Here is a 13691-nt window from a genome sequence, read left to right on the forward strand (position 1 = left end):
CGCAACCGCACTCGGGGCATGCGCGCTCTCCTGCGGGAATCTCATGGTCGATTACCAAGGTCTCGAACTTGGAGTAGCCGATGGTCGTCTTCCCGCCGCGCTTGCGGGGCTTTTTGGGAAGAGCCTCCTCGATGCCGGGCTCAACAGCGTCAGGCTTGGCTGGTGCCCGTCGCCAGCGCGACGCTGCCCGTGATGGCCGCCGCCCTGCCGTTCTGGCTCGCGGGCTTCTGGCGGCCCTTCGACATGAAGCTCGAGGAGTTCCTACCCCTGCTCGCCGACCACCGGCTCAACGCCCAGCACATGCAGTAGCGCCCCTGCGGCGCCGTCATCTGGCCTGCGCCGGCGGCGAAGAGTCCCAAACAGAAGTGCGGGCAGCGCAGGAGCTTCAAGAAGAAGGGAGGCGAGCTCTATGAGCCGAGCAAAGAACAAACGATAGCAAGGGCGACGCACCAGAAAGACATGTTCTCCGAAGACCTTGCCTCACTCGTACAGGGCATCCTGGAAAACGGGGTCCTTCACGGCAGCGTTGACAGGAAATAGACAAGACGGGATAGGCAAGACGCGAAATAGGCAGGAATTGATGCAAATCCATTCGGGGGCGACTCTTTTCCCCCGATCGTGCAATATATTAATGCTTACATATCGAGAAGAGTGAGGACCAACAGCAAAGAGATGCAGCACATGAAGGTGTTCTTCTTTACCGCGACGGTGGCCCTTGCTGCCATCGTCGCGCTTGCAATATCGGTTATTCGGAAGGCCTCGCAGGAGCTGCGCGGTTAGCGAAAGGTTCCGTCGATGTCTTGAGGGGTTTCGCAGCTAGCTAGGCAGACGGCCCTGCTTACGGCCTCGCGGGAGCCCCGTCGCAGGCCTCGCAGCTAGCGTCACAAGACCTCCGCCGCTAGCTGCCAGCCGCCTTGTGCCGTCTACTTGCGGTACACCCCGGGCACGATGTCGAGCTGAACCTGCTCATGGAAGTACTCCAAGATGCTGTCTCTCATGGGCATGGTCTGCTTGATGGAGATGGCGCCTTCCGGGCAACGTCCGCGGCAGTAGCCGCAGCCCTGGCAGGTCTCCTGGTTCACCACCATCTTGCCGTCGCTCTCGCGGAAGTGGATGGCGTCCTGTGGGCAGTAGGAATCGGTGCAGTGGCCGCAACCCGTACACAGGTCGTGGTTCACGGTGGCGGTCCAACCGCTTGGCATGAAGCCCCGCTTGATGTTGCGCGGCCCGTTCTTCGAAAGGTTCATGCCCACGCAGCAGCAGGGGCAGCAGAAGCATATTTCCAGGAACGAGTCCATCTGGTCGTTCCTGAAGCCCCAAATCAGCTGCTCGACCTGCACCCACAGCGATTGACAGGTAAGGCCCAGGGCAGCGGCGCGGTCCACGCGCTCGTAGGCTTCCTCCTTCGTCAGTTCCACCGCCATGCCGTGGTCCACCACCACATGCCCGCCAAGGTTCAGGAACAGGCAGGCCAGGTCGTGGGGGTACGTCTGACAGTCGCCGCCGGCCCGGCACAGGCACTCCTTCATGCCGCCGATGAACTCGGCTTCGTCGATGGCCTTCTTCACCAGGTCGATGGGCAGCGTGACAGTGGCCATGTCGTGGGCGACGTTCTTGCTGACCACCTTGTTCAACGTGATGGTCTTGGGCTTGTCGGCTGCATCGGCCGACGCAGCCTGGGTGCCCGTGGTCCCCGCAGCCCCTGCCGCGGCCGCCGCCTGACCCGATGCGCTTGCAGCCTGGCCCGACGCGACCTCAGCGCCGTCCGCGCCTTCGGCCTCAAGCTGCATATGCTTGCACGCGAACTCTTCCTGAGCATGGTGGGGGTTCTTATGCACGACGAAGTCGTTGTACTTCGCCGTTCCCGGAACGTCTTCGGGCACGTCCACGTTCAGGTTGAACGTGAAGCCGGCCGAATACGACTTCTCGGGCGGGTCAAACATCATGGCCTTGCGGTACAGGCGGTCGCCGAACGTCCCGGGCTTGCTCAGCACCTTCGAGGCGCTCAGAATGGCGGCGAACACCTTCAGGACCACCTTCCAATTCCACTGGCGCGCAGAGGTATGCACGACCAGGAAATTGAAGAAGCCCAGGCCGTTCGGCTTGTTCCTATACACGGGGCGCTTGCCTGGGAACGAAGACTTGCGCAGGGCGCGGTCCTCGTCAAGAAACAGGACGTTGCCCTGCTCGTCGATGTTCGTGAAGAAGGCAGGCTCCTCCCCTTCTGCCGGCAGCGTGCCATCGTAGTTGCGGGCGAACGCATTCCCCTCGTCGAACCCGTATGCCTTGAGGTACGCCTCCGTGGCGTCGGCCCCCATGATCTTCAGCAAACGCTCCTTGAAAGCCTTCTGGCTTTCTTCCTGGCTTTTCGTAGAAACGGCTGCATTCGTTTCTGCCATCGTCAATCCCCCTTCAATCGAAGTTATCCCAGCCCTCCGAGTTGCGCAACACGACCGTCGGCCCTGCCAGCACGGCGGTCTGCTGCAAACCTGCACTACGCGACCGCCGCCCTACCGGCTCTGCCGGCGCAGCGGCCTGCTGTAAATCCGTGGCCGCCAGCTTTACCGACGCGACCCGCGACGCTTGCGGGCGTCTGCCTCTGCCAAGTGCCCCATCTTGCGGGCCATCCCATGCATCATGAAGTTCGAGGGAAGGCCCCATTCCAGCGCAAGGCGGGCAACCGTCAGCTTGCTTGTGTTCTCAGGCCACCATGCCTGCAGGTAGCTGATGAAATGCGTGCCTTCGCCGCCGTTCGTCGGCTGCAGGACGAAGTTCCAGGTCCAGGCGAACCCGTTCATCCACTTGGGACACCAGGCGATGGCCAGATCCTGCGTGGGCTTGTAGCGCGTGTCCGAATAGGTGGTTATGTACTCGTTGCGCTTCACGTCCACCACGCCCGTGCCTGCGCCGTTCTGATGGTAGTACATCCAATCGCCCGGCTGGATGGTCTGCCATTCGGGCCTGATGGTGTAGTCGTTGCGAATGTGGAACCCGAAAAGGCGCTCCAGGTGCTGGAAGCTGTAGAAGCCGGCCTTCGTCAGGTTCATCTGGGCCAGGTAAGGAAAAAGGTCGGAGGGCGCGCAGTCGAAGTCGAACGACTGGCCGCCCGTCAGGCGGATGTCCTTCTTCGCAAAAATGTCGTGGCCGGGAAGCTCCTCCTCGCACAGGCGCACCTCCTCCTTGCCGCAGGCATGCTTCAGGCCGAAGCCCAAAAGGAACGCGATGCCCACGACGGCAACCACGATCACGCCGATAAGCGTGGGCATGCCGCCGAAATAGTTGGCGCACAGGGCGACAATCGCCACCACCAAGATGATGCAGGCCCAGGTGGCAGGCCAAACGCGGGCGCGGGACTCGTCGCGCTTCTTGGCATCGGCCGCCGTCGCTGGAACACGGAAGTTCACTTGTTTCATTGCAACCCCCTACGCCAACCCGAGGATTCTGTTCGCCGCATAGATGCCGGAGATGCAGGCGGGCTCCAGGCCAAGGCCGTTCATGTCGCCTGCAATCCAGCAGTGGTCGGCCCAGTCCTGCTTCAGCACGGTGTCGCCGTAGGTGTACAGGGCGCAGGGCCACACCTTGTATTTCAACACGTCGTATTCCGTGAAGAAATCGCCCAGGTCGATTTCCTTACGCGTGTACACGTTGTAAAGCCCGTCGGGACGCTTGCCGATGGCAATCACGTCGAACACGTCGTCGTAGTAATGCGCGCCCGATTTCGCGATGTCCGCGTTGGGCGTGGCCTTCACCAGATAGCTGACCAGCACGGTTGGCTGGCGGATCTGGGGGATGTCAAGCAGCTTCTGGGTGACGGTTGCCGTGGTGGCCACCACCAGGTTCTCGCACGTCAGATCTTCGCCGTCGGCCGTTTTCACGTGCCACACGCCCTTCGTCTGGTGCACCTGCTCCACCGTGGCAGTCTTCACGCGGCCGCCCAGCATCTTCGTGAATTTTTCGCCGTCAAACGTGAAGTCGCGCAGGGCAACCACGGCGCCTTGCGTCACGTTCAGGAAGTCCAGGGCGTTCAGCTGGTCCACGCGGCTTCCCGTGCAGGCGTAGGCGAACTTGTTGATGAAGTTGTCGGCCGCCTTCGCAATGCCAAGCTCGGCAATCGCGTCGCTGGCCTTCATGCGGTAATAGCGCTCGATGTTCGGGTACTTCTTGAACGCCTGAGCAACCGAATGGGTCTCGCAATACTTCTTGTATTCGGCGTATTCCGGCATGAAGGTCTTGTTCATGAAGCTGCGGAACTTCAGAAGCTGCGGAACGCCGCCAAGGAACGTGGGGCTTAGCACTTTGAATTCCTTCTGGGGAGAGGTATGCAGCATCAAGTCGCCCAGCGAAACGGGCAAGGGGCCGTTGTCGTCAAGAATCTCCAGGCTGTGCTTGTAGTTGGCCATGCAGAACACCGCCCCGAAGTTGCTCTTCAGCTTCGGGTCGTAGTACACCCGCCCGCCCAGGTGCTCCGTTACCAGCAAAACGTCCTGACCGTTTTCCCTCAGGCGTTTCGCGCAGCTCATGCCTGCCATGCCGCCGCCTACGACAATGGTTTTCGCGTCCATTCGAATCTCCTTCTCTAAGAATTCGACGAACATTGTAATTGGGCTGAAATGCGTGTTTGTACATTGGACCCCGTATCGTCTACCATGTATTCTTGCGAATATTTCTTCGCCGGTTCATCCGTTCCCAGAGAGGTGGTTGCATGGTCCGCGGCGACTATACGAAGCAACGTTTCGTCGACACGTTTTTACGCATGTGCGATACGCAGAAGCTGTCGGACATCACCGTGACTTCGCTTATTGCAGAGGCCCACACGGCGCGCCAGACCTTCTATAACCATTTCGAAGACATCAACGGCCTGGTAAGCTACATCCCCATCAACTTCATGGAGGAGTTCTGGCGCCCCGCTTACTACGTCGAAACCGTACGCGAGGCCTATTACTACGCCTACGAGCACAAAGGCTTCTTCTGCCAGCTGCCCCAGCATGCCGGGCAGAACAATTTCCGCGACACCTTCATCGAGCATTACCGCGAGATTCTGCACCGTACGTTCGTGACCGACGACCTAAGCCCCGAGGAGCAAATCTACCGGAGCGTTGCTATCGAGCAGCTGGTGATAGGCGTTGTGGACACGTTCCTGGAATGGTGCCGGCAACAGATGTCCTGGCCGATTGACGTGCTGGTACGCGTGCAGCACGATGCCACGCCGGCGTTCATCCGCCAGATGCAGCACGGCAATGCCGAGCCGCCTGCGATGCACCCAAGGCCGAGGGAGATTCGCTAGGCAAGCGTCCGCCGCCCCGACAGACACGTCGGCAAGCTCCGGCCGACGCGCCCGCGCGGTTCCAGCTTGCAAAGTAGATATTCGCCCGTGAATTGTCCACGCAGGCTAGAAAGCCCGCTCGCCCTGTCTGTTGGAACGAGACCGCATCTTCCTTACTGTTTTGTATGACTCGAAACATACTGAAACAGGAGGACGTAAGATGCGAACTGAACCAGCTCGACTTTGCACGACCGATGCAGACTACAAGAGATTCGGCATAGCTAAGGGAAATCCGCAGCCTTTCGAGGACGACATGCGCTCGCCGGGCGGCAAGGGGTCGTTCGAATGGTGGTACACCGACGCCAACTACGACGATGGAACCACGGTAGTGGCCATCTGGTTCACGAAGAACTACTTCGACGTCGAAGGCCCTGCGTGGCCCACGGTGGACATCGAGATCACCGAGAAAGACGGCACCCGCATCAACCACAGGATGCAGGGCCCCAAGGGCGTTCCGCTGAAGAAGTCGGGCGCCGCGTGCGATGTGAACATCGAAGGCAACACCATCCGCTACGTGGACGGCACGTACCAGCTGCACTACGACGACGGCTCCATCCAGTACGACGTGACCATGACCCCCACCATGCCCATGTGGCGCCCTGACTGCGGCATCTGGCTGTTCGGCGAAGGTTCGCGCGAGATCGAGTACGGATGGTTCGTGCCCTGCCCGACTGCACGCATCGAAGGCAGGCTTGTGGTGGACGGCGTTGAGCGCAAGCTTACCGGCAAGGGCTACCACGACCACAACTGGGGCTACACGGGCATCCAGAACATGCTCAACCATTGGTACTGGGGCCGCGCCCAGGTGGGAGACTACACTGTCATCGCCGTACAGAACGTCGCAGAGAAGAAGTACGGCTACAAGAGCCTGCCGGTGTTCATGATTGCCAAGGACGGCAAGATCCTGAACGACGACTCGTCCTCGGTGAAAATCGAACGTTTCGAGACTCACATCAACTCCTTCACAAAGAAGTTCATGGACGACGTGCTGGTGTACACACAGACCGTCAGCCCTGACGAGGAGTATGTGGTGAAATTCGTCCGCAAGCGCGACATCATGCCGCGCAGCCTTCTGGAGGTGGTGTCGCCGGCCAAGCGCTTCCTGGCGAAGCTGGCGCGCATGAACCCCACGTACATGCGGGTTATGGGAGACGTCACCGTGACCGTGAAGCGGAACGGCAAGACCGACACCGTGACGCGGGAAGGCCTGTGGGAGCAGTACTTCATGGGCAGCAACAAGCTGGCCACCATCGAAGGCGTCACCTACCCCTTGAGCAACTAACGGGAGCACGCGTTTACGAGGAAGGCGTTCGTGCACTCGATGCTGTCGGCCTTGAACCGCTCCTGCGCCGAGTTGCTGCGCGGCTCCCACGGTTCGTTCTCGCCGTAGCCCAGGAGTCGCCAATCGAGTATGAGGTCGATGTCCTCCGAGAAGCGCTCGATGAGCCCGAAGGCCTTCGACAGGCTCGTACCGCCTTTGAACACCATGGACTCGGCGAAGCCGCTTCTGTGGAAAAGGTGGTCCAGGGTGTAGCACACCCAGAAGTCCTTCTCGATGACGGCCGGCGCAAGCGCCATCCTCTGCGCGGCGGCCTCGAAGACCAGTCTGCGCTCGCCGGTCGAGGCCCTAGCGATTCTGTCCATGCTTCGCCTCCCATATCTTCTTCGCGGCGTCGGCGACCCAGGAGGTGAGCCCCGCCGACTCTTTCAGGAACGCGCCGGCCTGCTCTTCCGTGAGGTTGCGCGCGAGCGTTCCGATCTCCTCGTCGCCCACGTTCTCGCGTCCGAGCGCCTTGAGGGCCTGCACGATGGTGCAGGTGATCTGCGAGCAGTCGAGCAGGTCGCGGTTGGCGCGGTGCCGGAGCTCGATATCGTACGGCCCGTACTCGTAGCGCTTGTACGGGCCGCTGCTGACGTAGACGAGCTTTGCGGGCACCTGCGTGTCGAGGCCCAGCGCATTGAGCGCCGCGTCGCCGGACGGTGCGACGATCCACTTGTTGGCGCGGGCGACGGCGCGCACGACCTCGTCGGCGCTGGACGGCACCTCGGTGCCCATGAGCGCGCTGCGCTCCGGCACGTAGTAGACGCCGCGGATGGCGCGGGCGACCCCTCCCTTTGCATGCAAGCGCCCGAGCGCGTTGGCGGCATTGCGTCGGCCTGCGACGTCGGAGAAGTCGGCGGCCGTGAAGGCCCTGCCGGCGCCGAAGCTCTCTATGCGCTTAGCGATGGCCTCTGCCTCTGTCATACATTCCTCCTTTTTGATGAAAATAGTATATACCTTTTTCATCAAATTGCCTCTGATCGCCTTGGTCGCCCACGCATCGCGCCTGCGATCCCTCGCCGCGCCGGCACGCGCGCGTGCGCCCGGAAGCGGTTGCGCCTTGCAATCGCGGCCTGGGATCAGCGCCGCGACATCCCGAAGAGGTCGTCGCTGGGCCCTTTCTCGCGCGCTGAGCGCTTTCCCGATGGCGAGGCCTCGCCGAGCCCGTTGAATATCTCCATGACCAGGGCGAGCTGCCTTTGGAGGTCCCCGTCGAGCTCGTCGGCGTCGCACACGGCGAGGAGCCGCTCCGCCAGGCCCTTCATGGAGTCGCGCAGCGCCCGCTGCACCCGCGACGACGGCCTTACCGTTATCTCGGTCCCGGTCAGCCTCGCCATGATGTAGTCCTGCCTGCTCATGCCGCTCCAGGCGGCCATGTTGGCGATCAGCTCGTACTCCTCCGGGGTGCAGCGGAACGCCATCGTCTTGCTGCGCTTGCGGGCGCTGTTCTCGCACGGCATACTATTCGCCCCTCAGCTCGGAGAGCGCGTCGGCGATCTGCGCGCGCTTGGCGGGGAAAAGGTGCGCGTAGCGGTACGTGATGTCGATAGCCTCGTGTCCCACGCGCTCGGCGATGTCGAGGGCGGAGAAGCCCATGTTGATGAGCAGGCTCACGTGGCTGTGGCGAAGGTCGTGGATGCGTATCCGCTTGACGCCCGACGCCTTGCAGCCGCGGTCCATCTCGTGCACGAGGAAGTGCTTCGTGAAGCCGAAGAGCCGCTCGTCGGGCGCCACGTCGTCGCGCATCTCGATGAACTCCGCCATCTCGTCGCGGAGGAACGCGGGCATCTTGATCGTGCGCACCGACTTGCGCGTCTTCGGCTTCGTGACCACGTCCTCGCCGCGCAGCCGCTGGTAGGACTTGTTTATGCGCAGCTCCGACGTCTCCAGCAGGAAGTCCGAGGGCGTGAGCGCCATGAGCTCGCCGCAGCGTATGCCCATCCAGTAGAGCACCTCGAACGCGTAGAAGGCGAGCGGTTTGTCGGAGATTGCGTCTGAGAAGCGGAGGTACTCGTCCTTGGTCCAGAACTGCATCTCGCCGGCTTCCTTGCTGCCCATCTTGTCCACCTTGTGGACGGGGTTCTTCTCCAGGTTGTAGTAGCGCTCGGCGTGGTTGAAGATGGCGTTGAGCTGGTTGTTGATGATCCTCAGGTAAGTGGGCTTGAAGCCGTCTCCGTCCGCCCTTGTGGACCCCGTGAGGGAGTTCTGCCACCTGACGATGTCGACGGGCCGAATGTCGCACATGCGCATGTCGCCGAAGAACGGTAGCAGCTTGCTCTGGATGATGTTCTCCTTGGTGAGCCAGGTGTGCTCGCGGACCCTCGGCCTCACCTCCGCCTCGTAGACCTTGCAGAAGTCGGCGAAGGTCATGTCCATGGCGTCGTCCTTGAGGGCCTTGAAGTTCTTCTCCCACAGGAGCGCCTCGAGCTCGGTCTGGAAACCCTTCTTCGTCTTGTGCCGCTTGGCCCCGCGTACGTCGCGGTAGTAGAACTGCACGTAGAAGAGGCCCGTCTTCTTGTCCTTATAGGCTGGCATCGTTCACCTCCGGGAAGTAGCGGGACTCGAACAGGTCGCTGCGGACGCGCCCGCGGATCACCACGCGCCCGAGGGCCTCCTGCTCCTTGTTCATCTGGCGGATGACCTCGTAGGCGCTGCCTTTCTTGATCTTCAGGCGCTCCGCCACCTCGTCTGCGGTGAGCATGCTCGGCCTCGGCGTCCTCGCAACCGGTTGTTCCATCTTGAACCTCCTGTCTATCCGTACATATCCGTACGTTGATATTCCAGAGAATAATCGTACGAATCTGTGCTGTCAATAGAATTGCGTACAAACCCGTACGCTGATAGAATGGTCGCCGACGAAATCTATAGGAGGGCACATGGCGACAGGCGACAACATTCGGCGGCATCGCAAGGCGAAGGGCCTGACGCAGGCCCAGCTCGCCGATGCCGTGGGGCTCACCGAGGGCGCGATCAGGCACTACGAGAGCGGCATCCGCGCTGTTAAGCCGGAGCTGCTCGAGAAGATCGCGAAGGCGCTCGGGGTCTCCGAGGGCGCGCTCAAGGACTACGGCGTCGAGACGTCGCAAGACCTCATGGCCCTGCTGCTGCAGTTGGAGGGGGGCTACGGCCTCGTGCCCAGCGAGGACGGCATGGGCCTGACGGTCGACCCCAAGGCGCCGCATGCCCCCAAGCTCGCGCAGTCGATCAAATCCTGGGCGGAAAAGCGCGCAGAGCTAGAGCGCGGCGAAGTCGACGAGGACGCTTACGCCGGCTGGAAGGCCTCTTTCTGACATCTTCCCAGGTGAATTGATACTTCCTTGCGAACAGCCTCCGGTTCTCCGGAGGCTGTTCCATTATTCCCGTATGAAATCGGCGACGCAGAAGCCCCGTTCGAGGAATAATTGCGCGCTAAAATACAGCAGGATACACGGCGTTATTCGGCGGCATTCGGGGTTGTCGAAACTGCGGAAACCGATTTTCGCGTTTTATTATTCCCGTTTGTTGACCTGGGTAAATGCAATTGACGAGGGCTTGAATCCGCCTCGCAGTTTCAACTTAGTTTCGGCCGCGCGGAATCGCCCCTCGGGGGATCCGAATTGTGAATTATTCCCGCAGGACCCCATTATTCCCGTACCGCCGAGTACTCCGCCGTGCCGCCCAGTAGGGGCATGCGGGAATAATTGTGACGTTTTCCCAGGTAGGAATGCAAAAAGAAAGCCTCCAAACCAGAGGATTCGGAGGCCGTTATTCCCACTATTTCGCTGGTGGCTTTGTCCTGCGGCGATGCCGAAACAGTACCAGGCGGTACTCGGCAGCACCAAAATGCGAGTTCAGAAGCCAGTTCCTGCTATTCCCACTCAATCGTCGCGGGCGGCTTGGACGTGATGTCGTAGCACACGCGGTTGGCGCCAGGGACCTCGGCCACGATGCGGCCGGAAATTTTGGCCAGCACATCGTAAGGCAACTTGGCCCAATCGGCGGTCATGGCGTCGCTCGACTCAACAGCACGCAAAATAACGGGTCGCTGATACGTACGCTCGTCGCCCATAACGCCAACCGACTTAATGTCGGGCAGCACGGCGAAGTACTGCCAGCAGCTATGCTCGGAATTGCGGTCGCCCGTCTCTTCGAACAAACGCTGGTTATACGCATCGAGCTCTTCGCGCACAATCGCGTCAGCGTTCTTCAGAATCTCGAGCTTTTCCTTGTCGACCGCGCCGATGATGCGGATGGCCAGACCCGGGCCCGGGAAGGGCTGACGGAACACGATGTGACCCGGCAGGCCGAGCGCCAGACCAAGCGCGCGGACCTCGTCCTTAAAGAAGTGGTCGAGCGGCTCGATGAGGTCGAAGTGCACGCCCTCGGGGAACGGGATCAGGTTGTGATGACTCTTGATGGTGGCCGTCTTGCCGCCCGTCTTGCGTGCGCCCGACTCGATAATGTCAGGATAAATGGTGCCCTGCGCCAGGTACTTGACCGGCTTGCCATCGGTCTCGAGCTGCTGAGCCACAGCGAAGAATTCTTTCCAGAACTGCGTACCAATAATGCGACGCTTCTCCTCAGGCTCAACAACGCCAGCCAAAAGCTCGGCATAGCGGTCTTCGGCATGCACATGAATAAAATCGACGTCGAATTGCTTGGTGAAAACTTCTTCAACCTGCTCGGGCTCACCCTTGCGCAGCAGGCCATGGTTAATGAACACGCAGGTCATCTGCTTACCGATGGCGCGCGCGCCAAGAGCGGCAACCACGGAAGAGTCAACGCCGCCGGAAAGCGCCAGAATAACGCGATCCTCGCCCACCGTCTCGCGGAAATCGGCCGTCATGCTCTCGACCAGGTTATCCATGGTCCAGTTCTTCTCAAGACCGCAAATATTGAACAGGAAGTTCGAAAGAATCTGCTGGCCATACTCGGTGTGCTTCACCTCGGGGTGGAACTGCGTGGTGAAAATCTTCTTTTCCGCGTTCTCCATCGCGGCCACGGGGCACACGTCGGTCGACGCGACAACGGTAAAGCCCTCGGGCACATCGTTCACAGCGTCGAAGTGGCTCATCCACACGGTTTGGTCGGCGGGAGTGCCCTCGAAAAGAGCACCGCCGCTTACGTGCAGCTCAGCCGCGCCATACTCGCCCACCTCGGGATGGAAAACGCTGCCGCCAAGCGTCACGGCAGTAATCTGGTGGCCATAGCAAAAACCGAGCACAGGCACGCCAAGCTCGTAAATCGCAGGATCGACGCGCGGTGCATCCTCAGCGTTCACAGACGCGGGGCCGCCCGAAAGAATAATGGCGGAAGGCGCCATTTCGCGAACCTCGTCGGCCGTGATGTCGCACGGCACGATTTCGGAATACACGTTCAAATCGCGCACGCGGCGAGCGATAAGCTGCCCGTACTGGGCGCCGAAATCGAATACGAGAACTTTCTGGCTAGAAGACGTTGCCTGGGTCACGGCTTGCTCCTTCGTGTGATCTGTCAACCGCGCGCGGCACAGGCCAGCGACCTTTCCGCAACGCGTTTTTACATGTCTAACTGGCTATCTTACACGAAACATCGCACACGCGCGCGAACGCATCCTCAAACGCGCAATGCCCACACGACAAAACGCGCGAACTTACTGCAAAACTCGAGGAAGAGGAATCGCCGAGCCAATTGCGGCCGCAGCGAGCATGCAAACAACGCCAGACGGCGGAAAGCACATGAACAGCAGCAGCACAACCATCACGGGCTGCCGCATAACCGCGCCCATAAGCGACGCAATGCATACCGCCACGCAGAAAACCGCATCGACGCCCGCGATGAGCGCGAAGCCATAGCCCAAACACACCCCCGAGAAAATAACGGGGAAGAAATGCCCGCCGCGCCAGCCGAAATTGATGCACGCCGGCGTGAGCGCCGCCTTCACAAACGCCGTCGCGATGAGCGCCGCGGCCCCGAGCGTCGCATAAGACCCCATGACCATCTGCGTCTGCGATTCACCGGCGAACAGGGAAAACGGCAGAATCGTTCCGCATACAGAAAGCATGAGCCCCGCGAGCAGCGCCTTAGCCACGGGGCGATCGCCCATCGAGCAAGACACCGCAGCGCTCGCTTTGTCGCTCGCACGAAAGGCCCATCCGCACGCGACGCCCGCTATCACAAGGGGAATGAACCACGTAAGCTCCGCCCCGCCAACGACAGCCGCTTCGAAACGAGGCATGCCCATGCCTCCGCCAAAAAGCGCACCCAAGCCAAGAAATGCGCCGAGCGCACCCACGATAGCGCACGCGTACACAAACGCCTTCTGCGCTTTCGGCAGCTCAATCGTCACGGCCTCAGCATCGCTATCGCCATGCTTCCCATCGCTCGAAAGGGGCGCGGCGAAGCCATACAAAGGAGCTGTGAACAGCGCCGTGAGCGCCGCTTGACAACCCAGAACCGTTAACTCGCGAAAATCCGAGCCGAAGCGCCTCATGCGGTCGCCCACCCAGGTGCACAACCCTGCTATCACCCCAGTCAAACCAGCTTCGGGACCCACGCTGCCACCAAACAGCAGCGGCAAAAGCGCGGCGATGGACAATTTGCCCAAGTGATCATATTCATATCGACCGGTGCTTTTTACCTTGGCCATAACGTCAGGGAGGTCTTCGGTGGCAATGCCGGTCTTCTTTTCATAGAGCCCAATTACCACACCGCCGAGCATGCAAATAAGGAAAGGAAACAACGCCACGCCAAAGGGACCGCGAGAAAGCCCTGGCGCAACGTTATCGAGCCAACCAGAAAGCGCGAGACGGCCATCGTTCCACAACAAGCCGAGCCCGGCATCCATCAAAAAGAAGAACGCCCAGACGAAAGCGCCCGCAAGCGCCCCCGTCAGCACTACGCACGCCACAAAGAGCACGCGGTTCGCAGGCTTCACCAGGTTTGCCACTTCGATCCCTTTCCATTCATCCAAGGCGCATCGCACGAATCATGCTCCGATATGCATATACGCTTTTATATGCGGCGTGACGCCATGCTCGTTCAAAAGCCAAAACAGCCCCTTGTCCCACATGCAGTCGCCGCAAAATG

At 60.7% G+C, this 13691-nt stretch carries 14 protein-coding genes; 4 read left to right on the top strand and 10 right to left on the bottom strand.

Going from position 1 to position 13691, the window contains the following annotated elements; all coding sequences use genetic code 11:
- The coding region (locus tag Q0D41_RS02025) for a hypothetical protein (protein WP_294374487.1) at positions 1 to 193 on the top strand (193 nt) is incomplete at its 5' end.
- 730 nt (positions 194 to 923) lie between these two features.
- Here the strand turns inward: Q0D41_RS02025 and Q0D41_RS02030 are convergent.
- The 3 genes from Q0D41_RS02030 to Q0D41_RS02040 all read right to left on the bottom strand — a co-directional run bounded on the left by Q0D41_RS02030 (position 924) and on the right by Q0D41_RS02040 (position 4562).
- Entirely contained in the window at positions 924 to 2399 is a 1476-nt protein-coding gene (locus Q0D41_RS02030; RefSeq protein ID WP_294374490.1) for a 4Fe-4S binding protein, read from the bottom strand.
- Positions 2400 to 2561: 162 nt separating this feature from the next.
- Positions 2562 to 3413, bottom strand: coding sequence for a hypothetical protein (locus tag Q0D41_RS02035; protein WP_294374493.1), 852 nt, complete (start codon positions 3411 to 3413; stop codon positions 2562 to 2564).
- A gap of 9 nt (positions 3414 to 3422) precedes the next feature.
- Entirely contained in the window at positions 3423 to 4562 is a 1140-nt protein-coding gene (locus Q0D41_RS02040; protein WP_294374497.1) for an NAD(P)/FAD-dependent oxidoreductase, read from the bottom strand.
- 140 nt (positions 4563 to 4702) lie between these two features.
- Here Q0D41_RS02040 and Q0D41_RS02045 point away from each other — a divergent pair, with 140 nt between their 5' ends.
- Positions 4703 to 5284: a hypothetical protein gene (locus tag Q0D41_RS02045; protein ID WP_294374499.1), complete on the top strand. Its 582-nt coding sequence runs from the start codon at positions 4703 to 4705 to the stop codon at positions 5282 to 5284.
- Between the two features lie 199 nt (positions 5285 to 5483).
- Positions 5484 to 6605: a hypothetical protein gene (locus tag Q0D41_RS02050; protein ID WP_294374502.1), complete on the top strand. Its 1122-nt coding sequence runs from the start codon at positions 5484 to 5486 to the stop codon at positions 6603 to 6605.
- Here the strand turns inward: Q0D41_RS02050 and Q0D41_RS02055 are convergent.
- The 5 genes from Q0D41_RS02055 to Q0D41_RS02075 all read right to left on the bottom strand — a co-directional run bounded on the left by Q0D41_RS02055 (position 6602) and on the right by Q0D41_RS02075 (position 9345).
- Positions 6602 to 6967 carry a nucleotidyl transferase AbiEii/AbiGii toxin family protein gene (locus tag Q0D41_RS02055; protein WP_294374505.1) on the bottom strand — a complete coding sequence of 122 codons (366 nt, stop codon included), beginning with the start codon at positions 6965 to 6967 and terminating at the stop codon, positions 6602 to 6604. The two genes, Q0D41_RS02050 and Q0D41_RS02055, sit on opposite strands and share 4 nt — an antisense overlap.
- On the bottom strand, positions 6951 to 7568 hold the full coding sequence (locus Q0D41_RS02060) for a DUF6088 family protein (protein WP_294374508.1): 618 nt from the start codon (positions 7566 to 7568) through the stop codon (positions 6951 to 6953). The genes Q0D41_RS02055 and Q0D41_RS02060 overlap by 17 nt, the downstream gene beginning before the upstream one ends.
- Positions 7569 to 7723: 155 nt before the next feature.
- Positions 7724 to 8104, bottom strand: a complete 381-nt coding sequence (locus Q0D41_RS02065; protein ID WP_294374511.1) for a plasmid mobilization protein — start codon at positions 8102 to 8104, stop codon at positions 7724 to 7726.
- A 1-nt stretch (position 8105) separates the two neighbouring features.
- Positions 8106 to 9179, bottom strand: coding sequence for a site-specific integrase (locus Q0D41_RS02070; RefSeq protein ID WP_294374513.1), 1074 nt, complete (start codon positions 9177 to 9179; stop codon positions 8106 to 8108).
- Positions 9166 to 9345 carry a hypothetical protein gene (locus Q0D41_RS02075; protein ID WP_294374516.1) on the bottom strand — a complete coding sequence of 60 codons (180 nt, stop codon included), beginning with the start codon at positions 9343 to 9345 and terminating at the stop codon, positions 9166 to 9168. Before Q0D41_RS02075 ends, Q0D41_RS02070 begins: the two co-directional genes overlap by 14 nt.
- Before the next feature lie 175 nt (positions 9346 to 9520).
- Here Q0D41_RS02075 and Q0D41_RS02080 point away from each other — a divergent pair, with 175 nt between their 5' ends.
- The gene (locus Q0D41_RS02080; protein ID WP_294374518.1) at positions 9521 to 9934 is read left to right on the top strand and encodes a helix-turn-helix domain-containing protein; all 414 of its coding nucleotides are present in this window, start codon (positions 9521 to 9523) and stop codon (positions 9932 to 9934) included.
- 557 nt (positions 9935 to 10491) lie between these two features.
- Here the strand turns inward: Q0D41_RS02080 and guaA are convergent.
- Positions 10492 to 12093 (bottom strand): glutamine-hydrolyzing GMP synthase, encoded by a 1602-nt coding sequence (gene guaA, locus Q0D41_RS02085; RefSeq protein WP_294374521.1) that lies wholly within the window; start codon positions 12091 to 12093, stop codon positions 10492 to 10494.
- A gap of 162 nt (positions 12094 to 12255) precedes the next feature.
- Complete coding sequence (locus tag Q0D41_RS02090) at positions 12256 to 13551, bottom strand: chloride channel protein (RefSeq protein WP_294374524.1); 1296 nt, start codon at positions 13549 to 13551, stop codon at positions 12256 to 12258.
- Positions 13552 to 13691: the final 140 nt, after the last annotated feature.

Source organism: uncultured Slackia sp. (genome assembly GCF_934630525.1).
In the GTDB taxonomy this organism is placed as follows: domain Bacteria; phylum Actinomycetota; class Coriobacteriia; order Coriobacteriales; family Eggerthellaceae; genus Slackia.